At 66.7% G+C, this 13,752-nt stretch carries 12 protein-coding genes and 3 pseudogenes; 6 read left to right on the forward strand and 9 right to left on the reverse strand.

The window, feature by feature from the left end; all coding sequences use genetic code 11:
* A pseudogene (locus AC2VOP_RS04925) lies at nucleotides 1-716 on the reverse strand (transposase); the annotation flags it as partial.
* Between the two features lie 22 nt (nucleotides 717-738).
* On the opposite strand from AC2VOP_RS04925, the pseudogene tnpA reads away from it, so the two are divergent.
* Nucleotides 739-1,059 (forward strand): annotated as a pseudogene (gene tnpA / locus AC2VOP_RS04930) (IS200/IS605 family transposase); the annotation flags it as partial.
* Nucleotides 983-1,593 (forward strand): annotated as a pseudogene (locus tag AC2VOP_RS04935) (WS/DGAT domain-containing protein); the annotation flags it as partial. The pseudogenes tnpA and AC2VOP_RS04935, both read left to right, overlap by 77 nt.
* 25 nt (nucleotides 1,594-1,618) lie before the next feature.
* Here the strand turns inward: AC2VOP_RS04935 and lpqB are convergent.
* Genes lpqB through AC2VOP_RS04955 form a run of 4 tightly spaced genes read right to left on the reverse strand, consistent with a single transcriptional unit; the run spans nucleotide 1,619 to nucleotide 6,497 of the window.
* The gene (lpqB, locus tag AC2VOP_RS04940) at nucleotides 1,619-3,379 is read right to left on the reverse strand and encodes an MtrAB system accessory lipoprotein LpqB (RefSeq protein WP_486959907.1); all 1,761 of its coding nucleotides are present in this window, start codon (nucleotides 3,377-3,379) and stop codon (nucleotides 1,619-1,621) included.
* On the reverse strand, nucleotides 3,379-5,073 hold the full coding sequence (gene mtrB / locus AC2VOP_RS04945) for an MtrAB system histidine kinase MtrB (protein WP_486959908.1): 1,695 nt from the start codon (nucleotides 5,071-5,073) through the stop codon (nucleotides 3,379-3,381). The genes lpqB and mtrB overlap by 1 nt, the downstream gene beginning before the upstream one ends.
* Before the next feature lie 28 nt (nucleotides 5,074-5,101).
* Nucleotides 5,102-5,788 (reverse strand): two-component system response regulator MtrA, encoded by a 687-nt coding sequence (mtrA, locus tag AC2VOP_RS04950; RefSeq protein ID WP_486959909.1) that lies wholly within the window; start codon nucleotides 5,786-5,788, stop codon nucleotides 5,102-5,104.
* Nucleotides 5,789-5,840: 52 nt separating this feature from the next.
* Nucleotides 5,841-6,497, reverse strand: coding sequence for a dTMP kinase (locus AC2VOP_RS04955; RefSeq protein ID WP_486959910.1), 657 nt, complete (start codon nucleotides 6,495-6,497; stop codon nucleotides 5,841-5,843).
* Between the two features lie 91 nt (nucleotides 6,498-6,588).
* On the opposite strand from AC2VOP_RS04955, the gene AC2VOP_RS04960 reads away from it, so the two are divergent.
* Complete coding sequence (locus tag AC2VOP_RS04960) at nucleotides 6,589-6,978, forward strand: hypothetical protein (protein ID WP_486959911.1); 390 nt, start codon at nucleotides 6,589-6,591, stop codon at nucleotides 6,976-6,978.
* Nucleotides 6,979-7,429: 451 nt separating this feature from the next.
* Here the strand turns inward: AC2VOP_RS04960 and ahcY are convergent, their stop codons facing one another.
* From ahcY to AC2VOP_RS04980, 4 genes are all read right to left on the reverse strand, one after another.
* Complete coding sequence (gene ahcY / locus AC2VOP_RS04965) at nucleotides 7,430-8,890, reverse strand: adenosylhomocysteinase (protein WP_486959912.1); 1,461 nt, start codon at nucleotides 8,888-8,890, stop codon at nucleotides 7,430-7,432.
* Nucleotides 8,891-8,964: 74 nt separating this feature from the next.
* Nucleotides 8,965-9,639 (reverse strand): TetR family transcriptional regulator AlkX, encoded by a 675-nt coding sequence (gene alkX, locus AC2VOP_RS04970; RefSeq protein WP_486959913.1) that lies wholly within the window; start codon nucleotides 9,637-9,639, stop codon nucleotides 8,965-8,967.
* 80 nt (nucleotides 9,640-9,719) lie between these two features.
* Nucleotides 9,720-10,151 carry a chromate resistance protein ChrB domain-containing protein gene (locus AC2VOP_RS04975; protein ID WP_486959914.1) on the reverse strand — a complete coding sequence of 144 codons (432 nt, stop codon included), beginning with the start codon at nucleotides 10,149-10,151 and terminating at the stop codon, nucleotides 9,720-9,722.
* Nucleotides 10,148-10,660 carry a Chromate resistance protein ChrB gene (locus AC2VOP_RS04980; protein WP_486959915.1) on the reverse strand — a complete coding sequence of 171 codons (513 nt, stop codon included), beginning with the start codon at nucleotides 10,658-10,660 and terminating at the stop codon, nucleotides 10,148-10,150. Before AC2VOP_RS04980 ends, AC2VOP_RS04975 begins: the two co-directional genes overlap by 4 nt.
* A gap of 301 nt (nucleotides 10,661-10,961) precedes the next feature.
* Here AC2VOP_RS04980 and AC2VOP_RS04985 point away from each other — a divergent pair, with 301 nt between their 5' ends.
* The 3 genes from AC2VOP_RS04985 (at nucleotide 10,962) to AC2VOP_RS04995 (ending at nucleotide 13,552) form a co-directional block, all read left to right on the forward strand.
* Nucleotides 10,962-11,636 carry an ABC transporter ATP-binding protein gene (locus tag AC2VOP_RS04985; RefSeq protein ID WP_486959916.1) on the forward strand — a complete coding sequence of 225 codons (675 nt, stop codon included), beginning with the start codon at nucleotides 10,962-10,964 and terminating at the stop codon, nucleotides 11,634-11,636.
* A gap of 154 nt (nucleotides 11,637-11,790) precedes the next feature.
* Entirely contained in the window at nucleotides 11,791-12,099 is a 309-nt protein-coding gene (locus AC2VOP_RS04990; RefSeq protein WP_486959917.1) for a DUF1490 family protein, read from the forward strand.
* Between the two features lie 658 nt (nucleotides 12,100-12,757).
* Nucleotides 12,758-13,552, forward strand: coding sequence for an ABC transporter permease (locus tag AC2VOP_RS04995; protein ID WP_486959918.1), 795 nt, complete (start codon nucleotides 12,758-12,760; stop codon nucleotides 13,550-13,552).
* Nucleotides 13,553-13,752 lie beyond the last annotated feature (200 nt).

The following is a 13,752-nucleotide window of genomic DNA, read 5'->3' on the forward strand; positions in this document are numbered from 1 at the left end:
ATCACCGTGCGCACAATCCGGGTCGACAACACTTTGCCAGCCGCGATCAACGCCTCGATCTGGGTGAGTTCGGCCTGCTGCTTCTCACCACGCCGCCCCGACACCGCCGCCGGCGCGATCGGCACCACGAACCCCGCACCCCACTGCAACCCGATCAACCGCCCAGCATCATCGGTTTTCGGTCGTAGCGCACCATGACCGTCCTTAGCCGACAACGAACGCAGACCGCGCCGGCCGTTCTTGAACCGCGGCTTGCCCCGTTGACCGAGATGCCACCGCTTGACGGCAGCAAAGGCCCGCGCCCCCAGATTCTGAGTCTCCTGCGCCGGCAGGTGATCCCGCACCCACGACTTGCGCAGCGACGACGCGAACGACTGCGCCGCATCAGCGGTGAGCCAATGCGCGGCCTGCACTGCCGCAAACGCCACACCCCGATACGTGCGCTCGGCGGCCGTGCGCCGCGGCAGCTCCCGCGCCGCAGCCCAAGCCGGATCGGCCTTCACCGCCCGGCTACGCGTGATGAACTCGCCCAACACCGCGTTATACACCCGCACCCCGGTGAAAAACCGGATACCGATCTCACGGCACTGCGTTGGATTCGGGCGCAGCGGCCACGACCGCACATGCGTCGGCGCACCCTTCGGACGCTTCCGCGCCCGCGGTTTGCGCACCGGCTCGGCGGCCGGTGTCGGTGGGATGCGGGAGGACTTAGCCACAGCACAACCGTAGAGGTGCCCACTGACAACAACGACCTACCGCCGCAAACGGCACAGCGCGTCGCTGCTGCACGCCCACCATGTCTTCGTGACCAAATACCGGCGCAAACTTTTCACCGATCCGATGCTCACCTTCACCGAAACCACCCTGCGCACCGTGTGCGCCGAGCTGGATGTCGAGTTGGTCGAGTTCAACGGCGAGGCCGGCCACGTGCACCTGTTCGTCGCGTATCCGCCAACACTGGCGATCTCGACGCTGGCCCAGCGCCTCAAAGGCCGTACGGCTTACGTACCGGGACATGTTGATCCGCCGCGGCGAGCAGCCGTTGCCCGAATCGATGCGCACCCTGGTGCCGGTGTCGATGCGCTGCACCGACGCCTTCGACAGGACGGACAACCGCGTCTCGGTGATGATGCCCTGCCTGCCGGTGGACGAGGAGAATCCAGTGCGGCGGGGCTGACCAAGACCAAGAGCACCGGGCAGCGGCAAGCCGCCAGCTCGCTGATGTCGGCGGCCAACTACCTGCCGTTCCCGCTGACCGCTTGGGCAACGCGGCTGCTGACTCGGTTGCCGCAACACGGCGTGACCACCATCGCGACCAATGTGCCCGGGCCGTCGGAGCCGCTGCACATGATGGGGCGCAAGGTGGTTTCTGTGCTGCCGGTGCCGCCGCTCGCGCTACAGCTGCGGACCGGTGTCGCTATGTTCAGCTATGCCGAGTATCTCTTCTTCGGCATCCTGGCCGACTTCGACACGATGCCCGACGTCGACGAGTTCGCCCTCGGGATCGAAGCCGCGGTGGCCCACCTGGTGGCGAGCAGCAAGCGCCGCAACGCCAGACGGGAGCGCCGGTTGTCACTGGTCGCCAGCGGGTAGCCGGGCGACACGGCTTCACCCGCGATCAGCCGGGCAGCACCGGCACTGCCCCGCCCACCATGAGCGGCGGCACTGCCGACCAGCCCTGCTTGTTCTCGGCGGCGGACGCGGAGAGTTGCATCACCCCGCGAGGGTCGGCCACGTACACCGTCGACGGGTTGGCGGCGATTATCGACACCGGCAGCTGGAGGTTGCCGCCCGGTCCGTCGGAGTTCACGCCGTCGATGTTCACATACGAGACGGGGTGCGCCGGGTCGGTGCGGCTCACCACGATGTCTTCGCCGGTGCGCCACGACAACGACACCACCGAGGAGCCGAGCCCGAAGCCCAACCTGCGCGGGTGGCCGAGCACGAACTGTCCGTCCAGCGTCTGCTCGACGTCGGCCAGGATCACCTGCCCGGCGATGACCATCGCGGCGCGGGTGCCGTCACGAGACAGCTGCAGCTCAGAGATCGAACCCGGGAACTGGGCTGACACCGCCTCGGAATCCACCGGTATGCGCGCCGGTTGCCTCGACGCCGACTCCTGGATGACGCGCAGCACATTGTTGCCGTCGACCACCACCCACACCGCTTCGTCGAGCGACCAGCTGGGCCGTGACAGGCTGTGTCCGTCGGCGGACTGCACGGCCTCCCCGCCGAGATCGCCGATCCACAACGCCGCCGCCGCATCGGGAACGCCGGGGCGCAGCGTCACCACCGAGGCCACCTGGCGCCCGCTGCGGGACAGGGCGGCGGCGGTCTGATCCGGCATCCGGCCGAACACCCCGGCCACGTGCGCGGATTGCTGCCCGTCCAGGGCGACCAGCGACCCACCCACCAGGGCGTGCACACCCGCGCCGGCACCGTCGGCCGTGCCCGGGTCGGTAGCGGCGACATCGGAGGTGGTCCACCCGTCGGCGAACCTGTCATCGAGTGCCGCACCGTCCACGTCGATCACATACGGCCCCTTGACGTCCGACCTGGCCAACGTCCAAATCACCTGCGCGGCAAGTAACTGCCTGCTGTGCGGATCAGTGGTGGACAGGCCGCCCAGGTCAATCCGGGCCCCGCCGTAGCCGCGGCCGACACCACTTTTGCCGCCGTCAGCGCGGGTAACCGGCTCGCGCAGCCGCAACGGCGGGCCGAGCAGGTTCCGCACACTGTTGACCATCTCGGGTCGCGGGCCAGCGATCAGCTTGGAGACCAGTTCGGTGGCCAGCTGGTCGGGGTCGGACACCGCGAGGTATCGGGGATCGGGCACCAGCGCCTTGCCGGTGGGGTCGACGAAGTACAGCGTGTGGCGCTTGTAGATGGCCTGGAACTGCTGCCAATCCAAGAACACCCCGTTGGGCAGCCGGTCTATGCGCCAGCCACCTGACGTCTCGACCAACTCGATCGGGCCGGGATCCGGCAGCACGCCCTCGGCGGTTTCGAACACCCCGATGTCGGACAGCGACCCCAGGATGTCGGCGTGCATGGTGATCGAAACCCGGTCGGCACTTCGGGTTTCGACAAACACCACTTTGTCGATCAGCGTCGCGCTACCGGCGTCGTCCCAGGCGTCGGATGCTTTTTGGGTGAGGAACTGCCGCGCCGCCAGGTGTCGATTGGCTGGATCGGCTGTGGCCTTGAGGAATTCGCGCAGCAGAACGTCGGGGTCCATGCCCGGCGTTGGCTTGGGCAGGTTCGGCGGCGCGGGTCGCTCCACCGTGCCGATGGCCTGCGGAGCCGACGAGCTGGGCACCCCCGCACAGCCCGCCAGCAACGCAGCCACACCGAACAGGGCCAAGACGAGACGCCGCATCAACCGCTCTCCCCCGCAAGCGGGCGGTGCCCCCAGTCGGCGTGCTCACGCACCGGTTGCCGACAGTCCTCGCCTCCGGGTGCCACCGGTTGCGCGATGGGTTTGAGCGGCAGGGGGCTGGTGGTGACTTTGTGGCCGCGCACCAGCGGAAGCGTCAGCCGAAAGCAAGCACCCTTGCCGGGCTCGCCCCAGGCCTCCAGCCGGCCCTGATGCAGCCGGGCGTCCTCGACACTGATCGCCAGGCCCAGCCCGGTGCCGCCGGAGGAGCGTACCCGAGATGGATCCGAGCGCCAGAAGCGGCTGAACACCAGCTTCTCCTCACCGGCCCGCAGCCCGACCCCGTAATCGCGAACCGTGACGGCGACCGTGTCTTCGTCGGCGGCCATCCGGATCAGCACTGGTTTGTGTTCGGCGTGGTCGATGGCGTTGGCGATGAGGTTGCGCAAGATACGCTCCACCCGCCGCGTGTCTACCTCGGCGATCACTTCGCCCGCCGGCATGTCCACCTTCAGCTCCACCCCGGCGTCGTCGGCCAGGTGGCCCACGTTGTCCAACGCACTGTTCACCGTCGAACGCAGATCCACCGCTTCCACCGACAGCTCGGCCACCCCCGCGTCGTGGCGGGAGATCTCCAGCAGGTCACCTAGCAGCATCTCGAACCGGTCCAGCTCACTGACCAACAGTTCGGTGGATCGCCGCAGCGACGGCTCCAGTTCGGCGCTGTGGTCATAGATCAGGTCCGCGGCCATCCGCACCGTGGTCAGCGGCGTGCGCAGCTCGTGGCTGACGTCGGAGGTAAACCGGCGCTGCAGGTTGCCGAACTCCTCCAGTTGGGTGATCTGCCGCGACAGGCTCTCGGCCATGTCGTTGAACGACACCGCCAGCCGCGCCATGTCGTCTTCGCCGCGCACCGGCATCCGCTCGGAGAGGTGCCCTTCGGCGAACCGTTCGGCGATCCGCGAGGCCGACCGCACCGGTACCACCACCTGACGAGACACCAGCAGGGCGATGCCCGCCAGCAGCACCAGCAGCACCAGCCCACCGGTAACCATGGTGCCCCGCACCAGCTGAATCGTTTTCTGCTCATTGCCCAGCGGGAAGATCAGGTACAGCTCCAGGTTGGCCACCCGCGACGCCGCCGGCGTACCGATGACCAGCGCCGGACCAGACAGACCCTCGGCGTGCACGGTCGCATACTGGTAGCTGACCTGCCCGGCTTTGACGAACCCGCGCAGCGCGGGCGGCACCTGGTCGACCGGCCCGGCGGTGGTGGCCGCACGCGGTCCGTCGCCGGGCACCACCAGCGCCGCGTCGAACGCACCCGCCGGACTCCCGGCCGAGACCGGGTCGGTGTTGGACGTCAGGGTGCTGCGGGCCAGTTGCAGGCTAGACGTCAGCGAGCGGGCTTCCTCACCGCCGACGATGCCGCCGACCGTGGTGCGCGCCCGCTCGATCTGCTGGGTGGCCGCCCGGACCTTGACGTCCAGGACCCGGTCGGTGATCTGGCTGGTCAACACGAAGCCGAGCACCAGAATCACCGCGGCGGACAGTCCGAGCGTCAACGTCACCACCCGCAGCTGCAACGAGCGGCGCCACACGACGCCCACGGCCCGACGCACCGCGTTCATCCCGGCCAGCAGCGGGCCCGACCGTCCCCAACGGCCCCTAATGCGCCGCCTGGAACCAAAGATCACCGAGGCCACTTCCCCGGCCCACCGCGAGTCACGGAGGTCCGGCCTTGTATCCCACTCCTCGAACGGTCAGCACCACCTGCGGGTTCTCCGGGTCTTTCTCCACCTTGGCCCGTAATCGCTGCACGTGCACGTTCACCAAACGGGTATCGGCCGGATGCCGGTAGCCCCACACCTGTTCGAGCAGCACGTCACGAGTAAACACCTGACGAGGTTTGCGTGCCAGCGCCACCAGCAGGTCGAACTCCAACGGTGTCAGCGAAATCTGTTCGCCCTGCCGGGTGACCTTATGTGCCGGCACGTCGATGTCGACGTCGTGGATGGACAGCATCTCCGCCGGCTCGTCGTCGTTGCGCCGCAGCCGCGCCCGCACCCGGGCGACCAATTCCTTGGGCTTGAAGGGCTTCATGATGTAGTCGTCGGCACCCGACTCCAGTCCGAGAACCACATCGACGGTGTCCGTCTTGGCGGTCAGCATGACGATCGGCACACCGGAGTCCGCGCGCAACACCCGGCACACGTCGATGCCGTTCATGCCGGGCAGCATCAAGTCCAGCAGGACCAAGTCGGGTCGCAGCTCGCGAACCGCTGTGAGCGCCTGTGTGCCGTCGCCGATGACCGCGGTGTCGAAACCCTCCCCGCGTAGCACGATGGTGAGCATCTCGGACAGCGAAGCGTCGTCGTCGACGACGAGAATCCTTTGCCTCATGGCGTCCATGGTGTCATCAGATTGCCATAAAATGTGGCTGCCACACGCGCGTGTTTCGAGTTTAGCTGCAGATATCGGGGATGTCGGGGATCTCGGGGAGGGCGGATGCTAGCACAGCGGCGTCGACGGCCGCGCCGACCACCTGCCAGCGACCGCCGAAGCCGATATCAACCAGTCCGCGATACACCGCGCCGGTGCGGCGCTGCAGGGCCTCGTCGCGTTCGTAGACGTCGCGGCTACGGCCCGTGTCGCTGTCCTCGCGGTGCCGAGCCCGCTGCGCGGCAAGCTGTGCCGGGACATCGAGCAGCACTTGGACTCGCGGCACTGGCAGCGCCAGCCGGCGAAATTCCAGCTCACGCACCCAGTCCACCACCTCCCCGTCAGCGTTCTGGTGCAGTCGCGCAGCGCTGTAGGCAGCGTTGGAGGCCACGTAGCGGTCCAGGATCACCACGTCGTGGCTTTCGTGCAGCGCCTCGATCTCGTCTCTCGCACCGGCCCGGTCCAGCGCGAACAGCATCGCCATCGCATAGACCGATTGCGCCAGGTCACCATGGCCACCGTGCAGGGCCTCGGCGGCGAGATCGGCCGGCACCGAGCGACCGTAGCGGGGGAAGGCCAGCGTGGCCACCGATTTCCCGGCGGCTTGCCACGCCGAGCGCAGCCCGTCGGCCAGGGTGCGCTTGCCGGCGCCGTCGACCCCCTCGATCGCGATCAGCACGACGGGAGCCTATATCGAATGCGTACTCAAACCGTTGGGGAACTCGTCGGCCCCCGTTAAACTGGGCTTTCGCCCAACGAGGGAGCATCTCATGACAACACCCACCGGGGTTCGACGCAACTGGTCAAGCTGGGTCACCATGAGTGCCGCCATAGTTGCCGCGCTGGCCGCTTTAACCGCAGCGTTCTTTGCGTCCGTGTCCCACGAGAAGACTGAATACGCGGCGGCCAACGGCATCAAGCCCGCGTACCAGGCACTGTGCCTCACCTATAGCGACTTCGTCCTCACCCAGGCGCACAACGGCTATACGCCCGAACAAATCCAGCAGGTCATTGATTTCGCCGGCAGTCACAAGGTCGACCCGCCGGCGAACGATCCGAACGGGCCCGATCAATTCGCCATGCCCAGCAGGTGGCCGTCGATCAGTGACGAAAAAGCATGCGGTACACCTGCGGAGATCATCGCCCACGCCAAGCGTTGAACGCTTCCTGCTACCAGCCGCCGCGCCCGCCGCTGTGAATAAAGCCGTTGACCCTGCCGGGGTTGACCCAACCGGGACCGGGGACGCCATGTCCCCAACCACCATGGGCCCAACCGCCATGACCCCAACCACCATGACCCCAACCACCGTGACCCCAACCGGTCGCGATCACGTCAGAACCCACCGGTAGATCGATAGGTCCGCCGTCGGCGACCGCAAAGCTCGTCGCGGCCACGGGGGCAGCCTCAGCTGCGGGAGTGTCGGTGAACCCGGTGAACATGGTCGCACCAGCGAATACACCGGCACCCAGGAGACCGAGCGCCGCAGTGCCGACCGATCGCAGCGAAATCATTTTCGGGGCTCCCTCCGCCACGGTGTCACCGAGACTACTCCAAGCCGGTCGCAGCACCGGCGACGCACGTCAACCGGCATGCCGGGTTGGGGGCGAGCCTCAGTAGCGGTAGTGATCGGGCTTGTAGGGGCCCTCGACGTCGACGCCGATATATTCGGCCTGCTCCTTGGTCAGCTTGGTCAGCGTTCCGCCGAGTGCGGCGACGTGGATGCGGGCCACCTTCTCGTCGAGGTGCTTGGGCAGCCGATACACCTCGTTGTCGTACTGGTCGTTTTTGGTCCACAGCTCAATCTGGGCGATCACCTGGTTGGAGAAGCTGTTGCTCATCACGAACGATGGGTGCCCGGTGGCGTTGCCCAGGTTCAGCAGCCGACCCTCGGACAACACGATGATCGAGCGGCCGGTGTCGGGGAAAGTCCACTGATCGACCTGGGGCTTGATGTTCACCTTGGTGGCGCCCGACCGCTCCAGTGCGGCCATGCCGATCTCGTTGTCGAAGTGGCCGATGTTGCCCAGGATCGCCTGGTTTTTCATTGCTTTCATGTGCGCCAGCGTGATGATGTCCTTGTTGCCGGTGGCGGTGACGACGATATCGGCCTCGCCGATGGCCTGTTCGACGGTCTTGACGTCGAAACCCTCCATCATCGCCTGCAGGGCGTTGATCGGGTCGATCTCGGTGACGGTGACCCGAGCGCCCTGGCCCTTGAGCGATTCCGCGCAGCCTTTGCCGACATCGCCGTAGCCGCAGATCAGCGCATGCTTGCCGCCGATCAGCACGTCGGTTCCGCGGTTGATGCCGTCGATCAGCGAGTGCCGGCAGCCGTACTTGTTGTCGAACTTGGACTTGGTCACCGAGTCGTTGACATTGATCGCCGGGAAGGACAACTCCCCGGCCGCCGCCAGCTGGTAGAGCCGCAGCACCCCGGTAGTGGTCTCCTCGGTGACCCCGCGAACCGACTCGGCGATCGTCGTCCACTTGGTCTTGTCGGTGTCGTACCGCTCGGCCAACTGGGCCAGAAACGCCTTCCACTCGTGCGAATCGTCCTCCTCGGCGGGCGGCACCAGCCCGGCCTTTTCATACCGCGCGCCGTGCAGCACCATCATGGTGGCGTCCCCGCCGTCGTCGAGGATCATGTTCGCCGGCTCGCCGGGCCAGGTCAGCGCCTGCTCGGCCGCCCACCAGTACTCCTGCAGCGTCTCCCCCTTCCAGGCGAAAATCGGTACCCCTTGCGGCTTTTCGACGGTGCCGTGCGGTCCGACGACTACAGCCGCGGCAGCGTGGTCCTGAGTGGAGAAGATGTTGCACGACGCCCATCTGACTTGCGCACCCAGCTCGATCAGCGTTTCGATCAGCACCGCGGTCTGCACCGTCATATGCAGCGATCCCGAAATGCGGGCGCCCTTGAGCGGGGCCACCCCGGCATACTCCCGGCGCAGTGACATCAGACCCGGCATCTCGTGCTCGGCCAGCCGGATCTCCTTGCGGCCGAACTCGGCCAACCCCAGGTCGGCGACCTTGTAGTCGATGCCGTTGGCGGTGTCGGCGGTCACAGCGGTCATAGGGGCCTCTCGTGGGTTCAGTCGGTAAGTTCGGGTACAAGCTACCGGCGCGGGCCGACAAGGGGTAAGCCGGGTCAATCTGCTTCGATCACGCCGTACCGCTCAGCAGCGGGTGTGAACAGCCGCGCCAGATCCGCGGCGACGTCTCCCCCGCGAGCGCGTGGTGCCCCCAGGTCGGCTTCCGGCGGCATCGACACGTAGCTCATGGCCAGGCGTACGATCGCGCGGGCGAGGATGCCGGCGTCGTCGTCGCTGACCTTGACCCAGCTGTGCATGAAAAAGGTCGTCAGGCGTTGCGAGCAGTGGGTGATGATGGGTCCGCTACCGGTGGTGATGATCTGCAGCAGATCGGGCTTGGCAACACCGCTCAGCAGCGAAATCACCAGTGGGTCGGCGGCCGACTCGGAGAAGAACGACCGGAATCCTTCCAGAAAGGCCGCATGCACCTCGCCGACGTTGTTGGCGATGGCGTCCTCCACCGCGTCCACCAGCCGATCAGCCAGCCGCAGCGCGTAGCCCTGCGCCAGGCCCTGCCGCGACCCGAATTCGTTGTAGATGGTCTGCCGGCTGATCCCCGCGGCACCAGCCACGTCTGCCAGTGTGATCGCCGACCAGTCGCGGCTTCCCAGCAGCTCCCGCATCGCGTCAAGCACCGAGTCGCGTAATAGTGCCCTCGATGCCTCGGCAAAGGGGATCCGCTTCACGGTAGCGACACTACTCACGAGCGGACGATCTCCACCATCGCGCATTGCGCCGCCAGACTTCCCTGGCGAATGGAACTACAGCCTCATACCTGAGACCTGGTGCCACACATCTGAGGGTGTGGTGGTCACGATGGTTCGTGGCCCAGAAGCAGGCTGCGTCGGTAGAACTCGTAGAGCCCTCCGAACAGCGTGTCGCTGACCGCGATGGTGTGTTCATCGGGCCCGGTCATCGACAGACCGCGCAGCACGGTGTCTAGGCCCGGGGCCTCCGGGGCGTCGTAGCGGTCGTCGTCGAGATCGGCCTCGTGCACGATCTCGCCGATTCGCCACAACACCGGATCGGCCAATTCGTAACGGCGCAGAATGGTTTCAAATGTGCAGTCGCCGTGATGATGCGACAACTCCACTCCGCGTATGTCGAATGGGGTCACATCGCCGGGAACCTGGTCGGGGTCGGTGACGAACATGAATTCGGCCTCCGGATCCACGAAGCGGCGGATCAGCCACGCGCACGCGGCCCGGTCGATATGCACACCGGCGCGAGTCGCCCACTTCACTGCGGCACCTCCTTGGCCCGATTGCCGGGTGCCGACTCGGTTGCTGCCGCCAGCTTCTGCAGGGCGGCATGGCCGCGCTCCCGCTCGGGTGGTGGGAAGAAGTCGCGGCGGGTGATCTGGTGCCACTGTCTGCGTAACCGCTGCAGCGCCGCCGCACGCGCGGACACATCGAGGCGCGCGGCTGCCGTGGCTTCCGCGGCAAGCTCGACATACTCGGCGGCGCGCGCCGTTGCGATTTGTGCGGCCAGGTCACGCTCCTGGACAGCCGTGCTGGGACGCGCCAACCACACACCGGCCTGGCCACCGGCTTCGATGACCTCGTCGGCCAACCATTCCAGCTGCTCGCGCGTGCGAGCGTCGGCGGGCAGCGCGGCCACGCCGTCGGCCAACTGCGCAACCCCGAGCTTCTTGAGCTTGCGCCACAACGTGATCCGCGGCGTCGAGGGCTCGCGGGGCAATCGATAGCTCAACAACACCCACTCACCCGGACCAGAAATACGCCCACGCATCCGATCTATGTAACCAACCATCGTCGCCGGTTAACCCCGTCAATCGTGGTCATCGTTGCCACCGTCATCAGCGACCGGCTCAACGACCCCCACTCCAGCTACCGCAAGTACGAGTGCACCGGCCGCGACACCGATGTTCCCTGTCCACTTCATCGTTCCCTCCAAACACAGAGTGTAACCATGGTTGTATCACTGGTGGTAGGGGCCTATGGTTAAGCGAGGATGAAGCCCGCGTCGGTCGGATTCGTGGCTGAGCACATCCCTAGATCCAGGAGGGGCCCGTCGATGGTGGTGCATGGAGGTGTGCGTGGAGGGTTTCCGCCTCGAGCAGGTGATGGTGACCAACGGAGCGGTCACGCTGTTGGGGCAGGTCAGTGCGAGCATTCCCGCCGGCCGCTGTACTGCGGTGATGGGTGCCAGCGGGGCGGGAAAGTCGACGCTGTTGCGGTTGCTCAACCGGCTCACCGAGCCCACCGTCGGGTTAGTGTGGCTCGATGGTGTGCCGCTGGCACAACTGGATGTGTTGGCGCTGCGGCGGCGGGTCGGATTGGTCGCCCAAGCCCCGGTGGTGCTGACCGACCAAGTACTCGACGAGGTGCGCGTCGGCCGCCCAGATTTGACCGAGGACCGGGCACTCGAGTTGCTTGCGCGCGTGGGCCTGGCACCTGGGTTCGGGGCGCGTTCGACCGCAGGGTTATCCGGAGGTGAGGCGCAACGGTTGTGTTTGGCCCGGTCGCTGGCTGTCGAGCCGCAAGTGTTGCTGCTCGACGAGCCGACCTCGGCGCTGGACGGCCCCTCAGCCGCGGTCATCGCCACGTTGGTGCGTGGGCATGTGAACAACGGGGGCACAGTGGTACTCGTCAGCCACGACCACGCTCTGGTCGGAAGCCTCGCCGAGCAGGTGTTGGTCCTCGAACAAGGTGAGCTGGTCGCCGACGGACGTCCCGGCGATGTCAATCGCCCATCGCCGCCATGACCGCGGTCGGCGAAGCGACCGATAGGCACCGGTGATGGCGGCAGCCTGCAATGACATCCAGCCGCTGGGACGGCTGCGGTCCACAGGTAGAGCTGACGGCCAGAGCTTGTGACCTCGCAACGATATAAATAACGATATGAAGGGAGGGTTCGAGATGGTCTGGCATGGACTCTTGGCGAAGGCGGCGCCCACGGTGGTGACCGGCGTGGTAGGGGTTGTTGCCTATGAGGCGCTACGCAAGGCGCTGGCAAAGGCCCCGCTGCGGCAGGCAACCGTTTCCGCTACCGCCTGGGCTCTGCGGGTTGCGCGCGAGGCCGAGCGCAAAGCCGAAAACAGCGCCGAGAAGGCTCGATTGACGGTCGCCGACGTTCTCGCCGAGGCGACCGAGCGCATCGGGGAGGAAGTTCTACCACCAGCGGCGGCGGACGTGGGCAGCGACCAGGGTGCTGATGCCGACCACTGAGGCTCATCACGATGCCGGCGTCAAGCTGACTGTCGTGTCCGCCGCCGCGGGCCGGATGCGTGTGCAGACCACCGGGTTTCAGTTCGATGCCAGCCGGGCTGGCGCGATCGAGGACACCGTCTGCACGCTGCCCGGTGTGCGCGCGGTACGCGCATATCCGCGAACCGCATCGATTGTGATCTGGTGTTCGCCTGCCCACTGCGACACCGCCGCCGTCTTGTCAGCAATCGCAGATACGCAGCACATCCCTGCCGCGCCGCTGCCCGAGCGTGGGCTGCACGCGGCCGCTATCGGCAATGGCGGCGTCGTGGGCAAACTCATCGGTGGGATCGCACGAACGCTGTTGGGTCTTGGCCGCGACGTGCCAGAACGTCTGCCCCAAATCCAAAGGCTGCACGAGGCGCTGAATCGCATCGGCTATCACCTCGAGCCGGCCACCACGAGCCCGCCGCCGGGCGACACGGTCAGGCGCCGACGGCGGCCCTGGTTGCGGCCGATGTGGTTGGCAGTGCCGTTGGGGTTGCTGGCGGTGGGACTGACGCATTTTTTCGTCGCTCATTCGTGGGTACGGTGGCTGGCCTCCGTGCACTTGACGGCCGGGTGGCCGTTTGCCCGAGGGCCGACGCGCCGACGGTATCGATCGCCCATCGGCGCCGCCATGGCTACGTCGGCTCCGTCGGTGCCGAGCTGGCGCGGGGTAGCCGCCTCGCTGCTGCTTGTCGCGGTGGCCGCGGCGGTGGCCTACCGGCAGCGGCTGGGGCTGACCCGCGAGCTTGTCGTGGCCGCCGCGCGCGCCGGGGTGCAGTTGATCACAGTCGGTGCGCTCTTGCTTGTGCTGTTTCAGCGAGCCGGACTCCTCGGGGCAGCCGGGTGGGTGGTTGTGATGGTTGTGATCGCCGGGCAGGTCGCCGGGCGCCGTGGAGCGGGCCTGCCGCGGGCCAAGCTGGCCGGCACCGTCGGGGTGGCGGCCGGCAGCGTCCTCACGCTGGCCGCTCTGCTGGCCGGTCGGGTGATCGCCCTCCAGGCCCGCGTGATCGTGCCGGTCGGCGGCATGATCGTCTCGGCTGCGATGCTGGCCGCTGGAATTGCGTTACGGCGGCTACGCGAACAAGCCCAGCAAGCCCGCCCGGCCATCGAAGCCCGCCTGTCCCTCGGACAGTCCTCGCGACAGGCGGTGCTGCCGCACCAACAATCCGCGCTGCGCACCGCACTGCTACCGGCGATCGACTCCACCAAAGTGGTCGGTCTGATCAGCCTGCCCGGGGCGATGACCGGACTCATCCTGGCCGGCGTGAATCCGCTCACAGCCATCCGCTACCAGGTCGTGGTCATGTACATGTTGCTGGCCGCAACCGCGCTTTCCGCGCTCACCGCCGCCCGCCTAGCAGAGCAAGCGATGTTCGATCACGCACACCGGCTACTACCAATACCTCAAGCTAGCGGGCCGCTCTAAGCCAGTTGGTCACTGCGCGAACAGCTTTCGAGCTAGCGATGCAGTCTGGCAGCAGTGTCGGTCAACGTGGGTCACTGTGATTGTGTCGTCGACCATTTAGCTACCCGCGGGTGCGGTTGAGGATCCATTGACGGTCACATCGAAGTTATTGAGCGCTAGGCCGTCGCCGCCACTCCAGGGTTCAAAACCAGCCTGGACAC

It is taken from the genome of Mycobacterium sp. TH-M106 (genome assembly GCF_057473765.1).